Consider the following 13,235-nt stretch of genomic DNA (forward strand, 5'->3'; position numbering starts at 1 on the left):
CGACCCCGGCCCCTCCGGGGCGGGGACCCGCCCGCCCCGGAGCGGGCGTGCGCCGCGTTCAGTCGCGCCCACCGCCCGCTGCCCCGCAGGTCCCGACTCCTCTGCGGGCGCCGCCCGGCCGCTGCTACCCGGGCGGCTCTTCAGCAGGTCGGCGGAGCCCCGCCGCGCAGGCGGCAGTTCATCGTGCGGCGCCCTGCCGGCTTCCCGAGGAGACCCTCCGGCGGGGGGAGCCGGCGTCCGCTCATCGCGGGCAGGTCCCGTTTCCGCGAAGCCTCCGGCACCGGCCTCGCCGCCCGGGGAGGCATCCGCGCGCGACCCAGCACCGCCGTCAACGAATTCCGGTCCAGCGAACGGCGGTTCACCCATCGGGCCGGGCACGTCGTCGGCCCCCCGACCCGCGCCGCCCCCGGACCAGGCCCCCGAAGGCGCGTGGCTGTGGCGGCTGACTGCCTCATCCCCCGGCAGCAGCCGGGCATCGGCCCGCGAAGCGGTCGCACCATCGGACGGCTCCGGCGTCCGCCCGCCACGCAACCGCTCCACGTCCCCCGAGCGCTCGACGGCGGGTCCGCTCGCGTCGGGGTGGCCCACCCGCGACTCGGCCGCGCCCGCGCTGGACTCCCGGTCCGCGAAAGGGAGTTCGCCGCAGCCCGACGGGCTCGGATCGGGGGCCCGGTCGGCCCCCCGACCGACTCCGCCGCCGGAACCCCCTGCCCCGGAGGGGCCATTCCGGCGCTCTCCGGGCACCAGCCCGCCGCCGGCAGCCGGGCCGGGAGGCGCGGAGGGCTGTGCGGTCGGGAGCAGTCCGTGAGCTGCCGCCCATGGTCCTCGGTGCGTGTCCCGGTCGGCGGGGCCAGGCGGGGATGCCGGAGCGGGGCCCGGCGGCTCCTGACCCGTGGCGCGCTCCCCCGGCCGGCCGGACGGACGGTCGCTGCCTGCCGCGTGTCCCGAACTCTGCACCGCGGAGGACGTCAGGTCGCCACCCGCCTGCGCCGCGGAGGGCCCGGATCCGGCTCCCGTCGTGGTCCGGGAGGCCGCCTCGCGGGCGAAGACGGCGGCGTCCGGCCAGTCGCCCGTCTGCTCCTCCAGCCAGGCCGGGCGCGGCCGGTCGGACGGGCCGGCGGTTGACGGGACGTCAGTCGGCTCAGCCACCCCGCCGCTCGGGAGGGTCCAGCCCTCGCCGGCCTCGCGGGCCGGGAGGCCGGCGATCCCCTCCACCTCCGTCCGGGGCGGCACGCCCCACGTGATCGGGGTGGCCGGAACGTGCTCGCGTGCCGTCCACAGGGAGGCCGCCCCCGTCTCGTCGAGGAAGACCGGGCCCGTCTCCTCGGCCCGCTGCGCTCGGACGCGCGGCGGCCGGGCGTTCTTGGGCGGGGCCAGCACCTCACCCTCGGCCGGAGCGCGGCGCGCGCTGCCGGGGGTCCAGCCGTCGCCGTCCCAGTAGCGGACGAAGCCGGGGATCGAGGGGTCGGGGTAGTAGCCCGGGGCCGGGCGGTCGTGCTCGGGGGTGGATTGGACCGTCATGCGTGCGTGACCCGCTTCGAGAGAATCGCAAATCGCAAGGAAATCGAACACGGCGTGTCGTCGCCGAGTCACAAAGAGTAGTACCGCCTCGGAAAAAATCTCGCCGATATCGCGGGAAACCGCTGTAAGAGATGACGCTCTCCCCGCTCTCACCCAGTGCCAGGCCCCCGGCGGGCCGCCGAGAGCACCTCACGAGCACAGGGAGAGACCGAGATGGGCAAGACCGTCGAGCAGGAGCTGAACGTCCAGCTGGTGCTGTCGCCGGAGCGCAGCGTGCCGGTGCCGGCGCGGCTGGAGTACCGGGAGGACGATCCTTTCGCCGTCCACATGACGTTCCACGTGGGCCAGGACGCCCCGGTCACCTGGGTCTTCGCCCGCGAGCTGCTGGTGGAGGGCGTCTTCCGCGCCTGCGGGACCGGTGACGTGCGGATCTGGCCGACCCGGATGGCCGGGCGCAGCGTCGTCTGCCTGGCGCTCAGCTCCCCGGCCGGCGACGCGCTGCTGGAGGCCCCGGCGGGAAAGGTGGCCTCGTGGCTGGAGCGCAGCCTGCGGCTGGTGCCCGCCGGTCAGGAGGAGGCGTCGATGGACGTGGACGCCGCGCTGGCGGACCTGCTCGGTTGACGGTGCGTCAGCACCGGCTTGCGGCGGCGGCGCAGCCGCACCGCGGCGAGCAGCAGCAGGCAGAGGCCGAGCAGGGGGTAGAGGGAGGCGAAGGGCTGCAGGGGCAACGGGATGGTGAGGTCGGTCTCGCCCTGGTGCGGGACCAGCCACATGGAGAAGGAGCAGCAGGCCACGGCCACGGTCACGGCGAGGGCCCGCCAGCGCACCCGTCCGTCCTGCCGGGCCCGTTCGTGCCCGGCCTCGGCGGCGAGGAGCACGAGCAGCGGCACGCACCAGACCCAGTGGTGGGTCCAGCTGATCGGCGAGACCAGCAGGCAGGTGACGGCCACGCAGACGTAGGCCCAGGCCTCGGCGCGCGGCAGGGTCTTGGCGCGCCGCTCCAGGCGCACGGCGACGGTCAGGCCGAGCACCAGCACGACGGCGGAGGCCACCAGCACGCTGACGCCCGCGTGCGGGGTGTGCAGCAGCCGGTCGATGGCGCCGCGCAGCGACTGGTTGTCGACGATGTACTCCTTGCCGACCCTGCGGGTGTCCCAGAGGTTCGCGGTCCAGAAGTCCCAGGAGGCGCGCGGCAGCACGAGCGCGCCGATGGCCACGGTGGCCGCGCAGGACAGGGCCGCGTTGAGGGCGGCCCGCGGGCGCCCTGAGAGCAGTAGGTAGACGGCGAAGAAGGCAGGCGTGATCTTGATGCCGGCGGCGAGGCCGATCAGCACGCCCTTGCCCCGCGACCCGTCGGGCCGTTGCAGGTCGGCCAGGACGAGCACGGCCAGCAGCAGGTTGATCTGGCCGTAGCGCAGGGTGTTGAAGACGGGCTCGAGCCAGACGCCGAACCCGGCCGCGAGCAGCACCACGGCCGGACGCAGGCCCGCGGAGGGCCATCTGACGAGCCGGCAGGACTGGTAGGCCAGCACCGCCAGCAGCAGCACGTTGCCGGCGGTCACCAGGATCCGCAGCACGGGGACCGCCAGCAGCGCGGTCGGGGTGAACAGCATGGCGGCGAAGGGCGGATAGGTGGCCGGCAGCGACCAGGAGCTGACGCGGATCGCGTACAGGTCCTGGCCGTGCAGGACGGCGGCGCCCTCGGCCCGGTAGACCAGCATGTCGACCATGGACATGTAGGTCAGGTGGCGCCAGACGGCATAGAGCAGCAGGGAGCAGAGCGCGGCCCAGAAGGCGGCCCGGGTGGGCCGGGGACGGGCCTCGCGCAGCTCGCGCCGCAGGGCGGCGGCGAACGGCTTGACCGTGGTCACGCAGCACTCCTTCTCTTCAGCACTGCGTGACCCTAACGGATATCCCCGCACGCCGCCGGTCGGGACCGGCGGCGGCCCGGTGTCAGCCCGTGTAGGCGGCGAAGGCCTTGGTGAAGTCCAGCGGGGACTGGACGACGGAGCTGCAGGTCGCGTCCGCGTAGGACTGCGCGCCGCCCGAGCACTGCTTGTCGCGGGTCGCGGACCACATGGCCAGCCAGGCGAGGTGCTTGGTGGCGGCGAAGCCCGCCAGCTGGCTCGCGTCGGCGACGGTGAAGACCTCGGTGCTGGTGTCGTTGACACCGATCATGGGGGTGACCGCGACGTGCTTCCAGGCCGTGGCGTCGTCCCAGCCGAAGATCGACTTGAGCTGGGCCTGGGTGGCGGTGGCGGCGGAGATCGCGTACTGGCCCATCTTGCCGCTGGGGCTCGGCGCGGCGCCGTCGCCGTAGTCCATCGCCATCACGTTGACCGCGCCGACGGTGACGCCCTGCGCCTTCGCGTCCTGGAGGATGTCGGTGCCGGACTGGATCAGGCCGGAGGGCAGCACCGGCAGGGTGTAGGAGACGTCCAGCGTCCTGCCCTTGGCCTTCGCACTGGCCTGCAGCTGGGCGATGGCCTGGTCGCGGCGGGTGATGCCGGCGGTGTCGGTGGTGGCGCCGCCCTCGATGTCGAAGTCCACCTTGGTCAGGCCGTAGGTGTCGATGACCTTCTGATAGGCCGTCACCAGCGAGCTGACGGAGGAGCAGCCCTCGGCCAGCTCGGTGCCGAAGGCGCCGCCGAAGGAGACCCGGACGTCCCCGCCGAGCGCGCGCAGCGCGGCGATCTGGCCGGGAACGCCGTCGGTGCTGGACAGGTCGCTGACGCCGCCCCACTTGGGAGTGCAGCCGCCGCCGTCGGTGACGAAGGCCAGGTTGAACGACTTCACGCCGGTGGCCTTGGCGGTGGCGACGATGTCGTAGGCGGGGTAGAGGGACGTGTCGACGTAGGGCGAGAAGCCGGCGGTTGCGCTGCTGCCGTTGCCCGAGGTGGCCGTCGCGGTCGGGGTCGCGGTGGGGGTGGGCGTCGCCGTCGCGGTGGCCGACTTGGTCGGCGTGGGGGTCGGAGTGGCGGTGGCCGACTTGGTCGGCGTCGGGGTGCTGGTGGGCTGCCCACTGGGGGTGGGTGCGCTGCCGGTCGAGCAACTGGCCCCGTTGATCGTGCAGTTGAGAGGAGCGCCGGAACCGGACACGACGAAGCCGATGACGGCGTGGGCGTCGGGTGCGAGCGTGCCGTCCCAGGAGGCGGGCGCGACGGTGATGTGCTGCCCGCTGGCGGTGAAGGTGCCGTTCCAGAGGGAGCTGATCTTCGCCCCGGCGGGGAGGTCGAAGCTGAGCTTCCAGTCGCTGATGGTGCTCCCGGTGGGGTTGCTGATGTCGTACTGGCCGGTGTAGCCGGAACCCCAGTCGCTGGTCGTCGAGTAGACCGCTCCGACGGAGGCGGCGTTGGCGCCGGCCGCGAGGGCTATCGCGCCGCCTGCGACGAGCGCGGCCGCGACGACGGAAGCCCCGAGGACGGCGGTCCGGCGGGGACGGCGGCGGTGCGCGCGGGAGCGACGGCCTGCGGTGCTGGAGTGCTGGGACATGCGGGGTTGCCTTCCACGGGGGGACAGGTTCCCGAGGCGCGCGGCGGGGGCGTGGGGGAAGGGGTTTCTGCGGTGTCCCCGCCGCGGGCTGCCTCGGTCGGCCCCGACGCTAGCGGCTCCGCCGTGACGGAAAGCCCTACCTCAGCGGGCGGTAGCCCTCCCTTATGCCCCCGTTAAAGTCGCACCCCGCCAGGGCGCGAGGAACTGCGCGACCAGCCCACCACCCACGGAGGTTCGACCCGCACCCGGGGTCGGACCTCCGCCAGCCTTCGGCCGGGGGCGCCCCCACCGCGGGAGGTGCCCCAGCGCAACCAGCCCACCACCCACGGAAGTTCGAAACCCGCACGCGGGGGGCGGACCTCCGCCAGCCTCCGGCCGGGGGCGCCCCCACCGCGGGAGGTGCCCCAGCGCAACCAGCCCACCACCCACGGAGGTTCGACCCGCACACCGGGTCGGGCCTCCGCCAGCCTTCGGCCGGCAGCGCCCCCACCGCGGGAGGTGCCCCAGCGCAACCAGCCCACCACCCACGGAGGTTCGACCCGCACACCGGGTCGGGCCTCCGCCAGCCTTCGGCCGGCAGCGCCCCCACCGCGGGAGGTGCCCCAGCGCAACCAGCCCACCACCCACGGAGGTTCGACCCGCACACTGGGTCGGACCTCCGTCAGGGGCGGGCTGGTCGCGCCCACGCGGCGGAGCCGCACATGTTCACAGCCTCGCGCCCCTGAAGGGGCCTCCGGCCCCTGAGCCGGGGCGGGCCGAATCACGCTCAGCGGAGTGCTCTACGGCGGCGGGGGGCGGGGGCCTTGGCCGGGGCGCCGGCACGGTGGAGGCGGAGTCGGACCTCCGCGCCGCCCAGGACGGACGGGCCGACCGTCACGTCGCCGCCCGTCGCCTCGGCGACCCTGCGGACGATGTCCAGGCCCAGGCCCGTCGAGCCCTCGCGGGCCGCACCGTGGCCCCGGCGCAGCGCGGACGCGGGGTCCGCGATGCCGGGGCCGGCGTCGGAGACGAGGACCAGGACCGCGTCCGGGGTCTCGTGGACATCCACGGCGAAGGCCGTCCCCTCCCCCGTGTGGCGGAACACGTTACCCAGCAGGGCATCCATGCAGGCCGCCAACTCGGTTGCGGCGACCGGGACCTGGACCGGACGCTCGGCGCCGGCCAGGGACCAGGCGCGGTCCTCGTCCTCGGCCAGCACGGACCAGAACTCGACCCGCTCGCGGATCACCTCCGCCGCGTCGCAGGACACCGCGGCCGCCCGGCCGGGGACCGCCGTCCCGGTCTCGCGGCCGCGCTCGCGGGCCGTGCGGATGATCTGGTCGACCTCGCGCTCCAACTGAGCCACGGCGTGGCGGGTCTGCTCGGCGGGCTCGCCCGAGCCCAGGCTCTCGGCGTTCAGCCGCAGCACCGTCAGCGGGGTGCGCAACCGGTGCGAGAGGTCCGCGGCCAGTTCCCGCTCGGCCGCGACCAGCGCGGTGATCCGGTCCGCCATGGTGTTGAACGCCACGGCGGCGTCCCGGAGTTCGGGGGGCGAGTCGTCGGCCTGGGGCACCCGTACCGCCAGGTCGCCGTCGCCGAGGGCGCGGGCGCCGGCCGCCAGACGGCGGGCCGAGCCGACGATCCGGGTGCCGAGCCGGTCCGCGACGCCGACCGAGATGGCGACGAGGACCAGCGCCACCCCGCACAGCAGCAGCCAGGCCGTGGTCACCCCCTTCGTCAACTCCGCGTCGGGGATCAGCACTTCGACCACCGCGACCTTGCCGCCGCTGACGCCCACCGGCTCCAGGTAGGCGTAGCCGCCGGGCACCACGGCCGTGGCGCTGCGGCCGTCCGCGGTGACCTGGCGCACCTGGGCGGCGCTGACGTGGGTGGGGCCGAGCAGGCCGCCGTCGGGCAGGTGCACCGCGAGCAGGCCGGCCGCGCCGGCGTCGGAGCTGGCCAGGGCGGGTTCGAGGCGGTCGCGGTCGGTGGTGATGGCCAGCGCGGGGCCGACGGTGGCGGCCTGGCGCTCGGCCGCGGTGAAGGCGCGCTCGCGCGCGGTCTCCCGGACCATCAGGCCCAGCGGGATCAGGAAGGCCAGCGCGACCATGGTGGTCACCGCCACGCAGACCTTGAACAGCGCCCATCTCATCCCGCGAGGCCGCCGTCCGCCGTGACATCGCGCTGCACGCCGACGCCGCGGACGGTGTGCAGGTAGCGCGGCCGCGAGGCGGTCTCGCCGAGCTTGCGGCGCAGCCAGGACAGGTGGACGTCGATGGTCTGGTCGGTGCCGTAGGGCTGGCGCCAGACCTCGGCCAGCAACTCCTTGCGGGAGACGACGACGCCGGGCCGGGCGGCGAGGAAGGCCAGCAGGTCGAACTCACGCCGCGTCAGGTCCAGCGGGCGCCCGTCCAGCTGGGCCTCCCGGCGCTGCACGTCGATGCGCAGGCCGCCCACGCTCAGCTGCTGGCCCGCGCCCGGCCCGGTGCCGTAGCGGCGCAGCACGGCGGCCATCCTGGCGCTGAGGTGCTCTGCCGAGAAGGGTTTGACCAGGTAGTCGTCGGCGCCGTCGTTCAGCAGCCGGATGATCTCGCTCTCCTCGTCGCGGGCGGTGGAGATGATGACCGGGATGTCGGTCACGCCGCGGATCATCTTCAGCGCCTCGCCGCCGTCGAGGTCGGGCAGGCCGAGGTCGAGGATCACCACGTCGCAGCCCACCTGGGCGACTTCGCGCAGTGCCTCCAGCGCGGTGCCGACGCTGCGGACCGCGTGCCCGCTCTCCGTCAGGTGCCGGATCAGCGCGGAGCGAACGAAAGGATCATCCTCGACCACCAGCACTGTTGCCATGGACGTGACGGTAGCCCATTCGGCTGACGGGCCAGTAACCCCGCGCGGCATACTGACCCGGTGCGGAAAGTGGTGCTGCGGGTGACGGCCTGGGCGGCCGCGACCGGGGCGGCGGTCGGGGTGTCCTGGTTCGGCGTGCACCGGGTGCTGCGGGACGACTCGTTCCAGCAGCCGCGGGTGCTCGCCCTGCAGCCCGAGGGGCTGGCGTCCACGGCGGCGAGCACGCCGCCGGCCGTGATCGGCGTGGCGACGCAGGCGCCGACGCCGAGCCCCTCGCCGACGCGGACGGCGCCGTCGGCGCACCCGCACAACTCCCCCGCGCGGACCGCCGGTTCGCCTGCGGCCGGCTCCTCCGGGCAGGTCACCGCATACACGCCGCGCGGCGGCCGGATCGTGGTGTCCATGGGCGCGGACTCGGCCTCGCTGGTCACCGCCGTCCCGGACAACGGCTGGGCGATGCACACCTGGACCGGCGACGGCTGGCTCCGGGTCGACTTCAGCCAGGGCAGCGTCGAGTCCGTCTTCTACGTGACCTGGAACGGCCATCCGCCGTCGGTGCAGACGGAGGTCATGGGCGGCTGAGCGGTCCGGTCGCGCTCAGAACAGCTTGCCCGGGTTGAGCAGGTTGTCCGGGTCGAAAGCCGCCTTGAGCCTGCGTTGCATCTCCAGGCCCACCGGGCCGAGTTCGCGGGCGAGCCACTCCTTCTTGAGCAGGCCGACGCCGTGCTCGCCGGTGATCGTGCCGCCGAGGTCCAGGCCCAGCTCCATGATCGCGTCGAAGGACGCCCGGGCCCGCGCCGCCTGGTCCGGGTCGGCGGCGTCGAAGACGACGACGGGGTGGGTGTTGCCGTCCCCCGCGTGGGCGACGACACCGATGGTGAGGTCGTACTCGGCGGCGATGGCGGCGGTGCCGTCGAGCATGGCGGCGAGCCGGGAGCGCGGCACGGCCACGTCGTCGATCATCGTGGTGCCCAGGCTGTCCAGCGCCGGCAGCGCCAGGCGGCGTGCCTCCAGCAGCAGTTCGGACTCGGCGCTGTCGGCGGCGGGCACCACGTCGGTGGCCCCGGCGGCTCGGCACAGCTCCGCGACGGCGGCCAGGTCCCCGGTCGGGTCGGTGCTGTCGAAGCCGACCAGCAGCAGGGCGGCCGTGGAGTCGGGCAGGCCCATCCGGGCGAGGGCGTTGACCGCGCGGACGGTGGTGGTGTCCATCAGCTCCATCAGCGACGGCGTCCAGCCCGCCTCCATCACCGCGCAGACGGCCGCGCCCGCGTCCCCGGTCGAGGCGAACTCCGCGGCCAGCACCAACTGCGGCGGCGGGGACGGACGCAGCGCCAGCACGGCCCGGACGACGACACCGAGCGTGCCCTCGGAGCCGACGAAGAGCCGGGTCAGGTCGTAGCCGGCGACGCCCTTCGCGGTGCGGCGCCCGGTGGTCAGCAGCCGTCCGTCGGCGAGCACGACGTCGAGGCCGAGGACGTACTCGGAGGTGGTGCCGTACTTGACGCAGCAGAGGCCGCCGGAACCGGTTCCGATGTTGCCGCCGATCGTGCAGGACTCCCAACTGGAGGGGTCCGGCGGATAGTTCAGCCCGTGCCGGGCGACGACCCGGGACAGCTCGGCGTTGACCACGCCGGGTTCGACGACGGCGATCCGGTTGACCGGGTCGATCTCCAGGATCCGGTTCATCCTGAGCAGCGAGAGCACCAGCCAGCCACTGGCCGCGTTGGCGCCGCCGGACAGACCGGTGCGGGCGCCCTGCGGGACGACGGGCACCCTGAGTGCGGTCGCGGTCCGCAGCACGTGCTGGACCTGCGCCACGGTCTCCGGGAAGACCACGGCGGCGGGCGTGCCGGAGTCGCAGAACCCGGCCATGTCCTGGGCGTAGCCGCGGGTCACGTCGGGGTCGGTGAGCACGGCGTCCTGCGGGAGCCCGTCCAGCAGACGATCGATCAGATCGCTCATGCGCCCAAGCATGCACCCCCGGGCGGGCCCTGGACAGTAGGCCGCCGGGGCCGGCGCGGACTGGGCAGTCGTTGCCGTCAGGGGCGGCTCCGCTGTACACCTTGCTCAGCGGACCTCCCGGTCCGCCGGACGACCCGCACCGAGGAGCGAGCCATGGGCGCGATCGACGCACTGGACGCGGCCCTGCTGGAGCTGTACGCCGAGGACCCGCGTCCGGGGGTGCTGGAGTGCTCGCGGCGGCTCGGGGTGGCCCGCGGCACGGTACAGGCCCGGCTGGACCGGCTGCGGGCCCGCGGGGTGATCCGCGGCGCCGCCCCCGAGCTGGACCCGGCCGCGCTGGGCTACCCGGTGACGGCCTTCGCGACCCTGGAGATCTCCCAGGGCCAGGGCGCGGACGTGCGGGCGCACCTGGCCTCGGTGCCCGAGGTGCTGGAGCTGCACACGATCACCGGGCAGGGCGACATGCTCTGCCGGATCGTCGCCCGCTCGAACGCGGACCTGCAGCGGGTGATCGACCTGGTCATCGGCTTCGACGGGATCGTCCGCGCCTCGACGGCGATCGCCCTGGAGAACCCGGTGCCGTTCCGCGTCCTGCCGCTGGTGCGCGAGGCCGCCCGGGACCGAGCCTGACGCGGAGTCAGCGGCAGGACGGCACCGGGTCAGCAGTGGGGGACGTTCGCGGCGTCGTGGTTCTGCAGGGCCTTGAGGGCGCCGACGGCCTGGTTGAGCGTCTCGACCGGGACCAGCAGCAGGCCCTTGGGCGTGTCGACCTTGGCGTCCGAGCACTCGCTGCGGGGCACCAGGAACACGGTGGCGCCGTCCCGGGCGGCCGCCCTGGTCTTGAGCGCGACCCCGCCGACGGCGCCGACGTTGCCCGAGTCGTCGATCTCGCCGGTCCCGGCGACGTTCTGACCGTTGGTCAGGTCCCCGGCCGCCCCCGCCTTGCCGGTGCCGTTCCCGTCGAGCTGGTCGACGATGCCCAGGGTGAACATCAGCCCGGCGCTCGGGCCGCCGACGTCGGCGAGCCTGAGGGTGACCTTGACCTGGGCCGGGTTGAGGTGCAGGTAGCCGAGCGCGGCGGCGACCGCGGAGTTCTGCGACTCGGTCATGGCCTGCTGGTTGATCTGGTTGACCTGCTCGACGCTCTGCCCCGAGGGATACACCTGCTCGTGCGGGACGACCGCGCGCGCGGGGTCCCACCAGGCGTGGAACACCTGGGAGACGTTGGGCAGGTCGTCGGGCCCGGTGACCTCGATGGTGGTCATCCGCAGGTTGCCCACGGTCGGACGGGTGCTGTGACCGGTGACGGTGATGACCCGCTGGCCGTTGTGGGAGCCGAGGGTGTCGGCGGTGATGCCCGGCTGCTCGATCGCGAAGGGCAGGCGGGCCAGGAACGCCACCAGCAGCAGGGCGGCGACGAGCGCCGCACAGATCACGAGCCGCACCGGCCGACTCAACCTGGAGAGAGACACGCCCCCGATATAAGCACAGCGGCCACGTGCCCCTCCCCCAGGGGCGCGGGCTTCTGCAGAAGAGCATCCCCCGCAGGGGGCGCGAGGAACGGCGCGAGCAACACACCACTCATGGAGGTTCGTCCCGCAGATGGGTCGGACCTCCGCGGGTGGTGTGTTCCTCGCGCCCGGGGGGTGCCTGGTTGCTCCCGTGCCGACGGAAGTGGCCGCCCGGGGCAGCGGGGGACGGCGACTTATCCGAGCGCCTCGGCGAGTTCGCGGGAGGCGAGGGCGACGCGTTCGCCCACCCGGTCCGTGGGGGCGTCGCCGAGCAGCAGGACGCCGACCGCGCCCTCGACGCCGGGGACGCCGCGCAGCGGCGCCGCGACGGCCGCCGCGCGGTCCTCGCCCCGGGCGCAGACGTAGGGCGCGGCCGCCCCCCCGCGGGCCTGCAGGATGGCGCGCCCGGCCGCGTTGTCGTCGAGCGCGTGGCGGACACCCGTGCGGTAGGCCACGTGGAAGTCGGTCCAGGTGGGCTCCACGACGGCCACGACCAGCGCCTCCGCGCCGTCCACCAGGGTCAGATGGGCCGTCGCGCCCACCTCCTCCGCCAGGCTACGCAGCGCGGGGAGCGCGGCCTCGCGGACCAGCGGGTGCACCCGGTTGGACAGCCGCAGCACGCCGAGGCCGACGCGGGCGCGGCCGCCCAGGTCGCGGCGGACCAGGCCGTGGAGTTCCAGCGTGGCCAGCAGCCGGTACACGACGGTGCGGTTGACGCTCAGTCGGCCGGCGAGCTCGGTGACGGTCAGGCCCGCCTCGGAGTCCGCCAGCAGTTTGAGCACGCGGACGCCGCGGTCGAGCGTCTGCGAGGTCTCGGCGGTCACGACTGGCTTCCCCCTTCCGCACGGCGAAGCTGTGGCTGGTGGGCAGGAACGTAGTGACCCTGTCCGCCCAGCGGAAGACCCTGTCCAGAATCCGGTCATCATTTGTTATCAACCGACCAGGCAACCGCGGGGTCCCCTTCGGTCGTCTAGCCGTTCGATCCTGCGTGTCCGTGCCACCCACCGGAGAGCCACCGCCCGATGTCCCGATCCGAGCAGCGCCGACGTTCCGGCGGCGGCACCCGCCGCGCAGCGACGCCCGCACGCAGGGGACGGGGGCGTCGCCGACAGGCGGCCCGGCGGCGGAGCCGGGGGCCGCGCGCACTCGTGGCCCTGGTACTGGTCGCGCTGCTCGCCGGGACCGGCTACCTGCTGCACCGTCAGAACGCCCCCGCCGCACGGGCGACCGGGGACGCGCTGTCCCCCTCCGCCCGCCCTCGCGCGAGCACCGCGGCCGTGACGAGCACGAGCCCCTCGCCGCGCGCGAAGGCGTCGGGCTCCCGCCCGGCGACCTGGTTCCCGCAGCACGGCCCGGGCACCTTCGCCTCGGCGCACGGCGGCACGGCCCGCTTCGGCACCGGCAGACTGCTGCGCTACGACGTGAAGGTGGAGCAGGGCCTCGCGCAGACCGCCGACGGCTTCGCCGCCCAGGTGGACGCCATCCTCGACGACACGCATCGGGGCTGGGCGGCGGGCGGACTGTGGTCCTTCCAGCGGGTCTCCTCGGGCCCGGTGGACTTCACCGTCTACCTGGTCACGCCGGACACCACGGACCGGATGTGCGCCAAGTACGGCCTGGACACCGGCGGTTGGGTGAACTGCAGCGCGGGGAAGCAGGTCGTGATGAACGTCAAGCGGTGGCTGCTGCTGACCCAGTACTACACCGGGCAGGCCGACGAGTACCACGCGCTGGCGATCAACCACGAGGTCGGCCACCGGCTCGGGCACGGCCACGTCACCTGCCCGGGCGCAGGTAGGCCGGCGCCGGTGATGATGCAACAGATCAAGGGCATGCACGGCTGCGTCCCCAACGGCTGGCCCTACGACGGCAAGGGCCACTACCTCACCGGCCCCGCGGTGTAGGGGCGCTGACAGCGGCTCA

Annotated in this window: 12 protein-coding genes; 4 read left to right on the forward strand and 8 right to left on the reverse strand. The window is 74.3% G+C overall.

Features of this window, described 5'->3' with window-relative positions:
* On the reverse strand, positions 1-1,521 hold a 1,521-nt coding region (locus tag ACFP3V_RS05335), incomplete at its 3' end, for a DUF2510 domain-containing protein (RefSeq protein ID WP_380580261.1).
* A gap of 213 nt (positions 1,522-1,734) precedes the next feature.
* Here ACFP3V_RS05335 and ACFP3V_RS05340 point away from each other — a divergent pair.
* Entirely contained in the window at positions 1,735-2,142 is a 408-nt protein-coding gene (locus ACFP3V_RS05340) for an SsgA family sporulation/cell division regulator (protein WP_380580263.1), read from the forward strand.
* Here ACFP3V_RS05340 and ACFP3V_RS05345 read toward each other — a convergent pair.
* The 4 genes from ACFP3V_RS05345 to ACFP3V_RS05360 all read right to left on the reverse strand — a co-directional run bounded on the left by ACFP3V_RS05345 (position 2,088) and on the right by ACFP3V_RS05360 (position 7,839).
* Positions 2,088-3,392, reverse strand: coding sequence for a glycosyltransferase 87 family protein (locus tag ACFP3V_RS05345; RefSeq protein WP_380580265.1), 1,305 nt, complete (start codon positions 3,390-3,392; stop codon positions 2,088-2,090). The genes ACFP3V_RS05340 and ACFP3V_RS05345 overlap by 55 nt on opposite strands.
* Before the next feature lie 82 nt (positions 3,393-3,474).
* A complete protein-coding gene (locus ACFP3V_RS05350; RefSeq protein ID WP_380580267.1) occupies positions 3,475-5,013 on the reverse strand; it encodes a cellulose binding domain-containing protein in 1,539 nt (512 codons plus the stop codon).
* A gap of 766 nt (positions 5,014-5,779) precedes the next feature.
* Entirely contained in the window at positions 5,780-7,144 is a 1,365-nt protein-coding gene (locus ACFP3V_RS05355) for a sensor histidine kinase (RefSeq protein WP_380580269.1), read from the reverse strand.
* Positions 7,141-7,839, reverse strand: coding sequence for a response regulator transcription factor (locus ACFP3V_RS05360; RefSeq protein ID WP_380580271.1), 699 nt, complete (start codon positions 7,837-7,839; stop codon positions 7,141-7,143). The genes ACFP3V_RS05355 and ACFP3V_RS05360 overlap by 4 nt, the downstream gene beginning before the upstream one ends.
* A 60-nt stretch (positions 7,840-7,899) precedes the next feature.
* Between ACFP3V_RS05360 and ACFP3V_RS05365 the strand changes: the two genes are divergently transcribed.
* Positions 7,900-8,421, forward strand: coding sequence for a hypothetical protein (locus tag ACFP3V_RS05365; RefSeq protein ID WP_380580273.1), 522 nt, complete (start codon positions 7,900-7,902; stop codon positions 8,419-8,421).
* A gap of 15 nt (positions 8,422-8,436) precedes the next feature.
* Here the strand turns inward: ACFP3V_RS05365 and ACFP3V_RS05370 are convergent, their stop codons facing one another.
* Positions 8,437-9,801, reverse strand: coding sequence for an FAD-binding oxidoreductase (locus tag ACFP3V_RS05370; RefSeq protein WP_380580275.1), 1,365 nt, complete (start codon positions 9,799-9,801; stop codon positions 8,437-8,439).
* 153 nt (positions 9,802-9,954) lie between these two features.
* Between ACFP3V_RS05370 and ACFP3V_RS05375 the strand changes: the two genes are divergently transcribed.
* A complete protein-coding gene (locus ACFP3V_RS05375; protein ID WP_380580277.1) occupies positions 9,955-10,431 on the forward strand; it encodes an Lrp/AsnC family transcriptional regulator in 477 nt (158 codons plus the stop codon).
* A gap of 29 nt (positions 10,432-10,460) precedes the next feature.
* Here ACFP3V_RS05375 and ACFP3V_RS05380 read toward each other — a convergent pair whose 3' ends face one another.
* Positions 10,461-11,273, reverse strand: a complete 813-nt coding sequence (locus ACFP3V_RS05380) for a S16 family serine protease (protein WP_380580279.1) — start codon at positions 11,271-11,273, stop codon at positions 10,461-10,463.
* 233 nt (positions 11,274-11,506) lie between these two features.
* Positions 11,507-12,136: an IclR family transcriptional regulator gene (locus ACFP3V_RS05385; RefSeq protein ID WP_380580281.1), complete on the reverse strand. Its 630-nt coding sequence runs from the start codon at positions 12,134-12,136 to the stop codon at positions 11,507-11,509.
* Between the two features lie 324 nt (positions 12,137-12,460).
* On the opposite strand from ACFP3V_RS05385, the gene ACFP3V_RS05390 reads away from it, so the two are divergent.
* A complete protein-coding gene (locus ACFP3V_RS05390) occupies positions 12,461-13,216 on the forward strand; it encodes a DUF3152 domain-containing protein (protein WP_380580283.1) in 756 nt (251 codons plus the stop codon).
* Positions 13,217-13,235 lie beyond the last annotated feature (19 nt).

It is taken from the genome of Streptacidiphilus monticola, from assembly GCF_042658505.1.
GTDB lineage: Bacteria > Actinomycetota > Actinomycetes > Streptomycetales > Streptomycetaceae > Streptacidiphilus > Streptacidiphilus monticola.

Bases quoted from the DNA above. Each gene is read 5' to 3' on its own strand.
- ACFP3V_RS05375 (WP_380580277.1), top strand. From the start codon at position 9,955: ATGGGCGCGATCGACGCACTGGACGCGGCCCTGCTGGAGCTGTACGCC.
- ACFP3V_RS05360 (WP_380580271.1), bottom strand. From the start codon at position 7,839: ATGGCAACAGTGCTGGTGGTCGAGGATGATCCTTTCGTTCGCTCCGCG.
- ACFP3V_RS05350 (WP_380580267.1), bottom strand. From the start codon at position 5,013: ATGTCCCAGCACTCCAGCACCGCAGGCCGTCGCTCCCGCGCGCACCGC.
- ACFP3V_RS05340 (WP_380580263.1), top strand. From the start codon at position 1,735: ATGGGCAAGACCGTCGAGCAGGAGCTGAACGTCCAGCTGGTGCTGTCG.
- ACFP3V_RS05370 (WP_380580275.1), bottom strand. From the start codon at position 9,801: ATGAGCGATCTGATCGATCGTCTGCTGGACGGGCTCCCGCAGGACGCC.
- ACFP3V_RS05355 (WP_380580269.1), bottom strand. From the start codon at position 7,144: ATGAGATGGGCGCTGTTCAAGGTCTGCGTGGCGGTGACCACCATGGTC.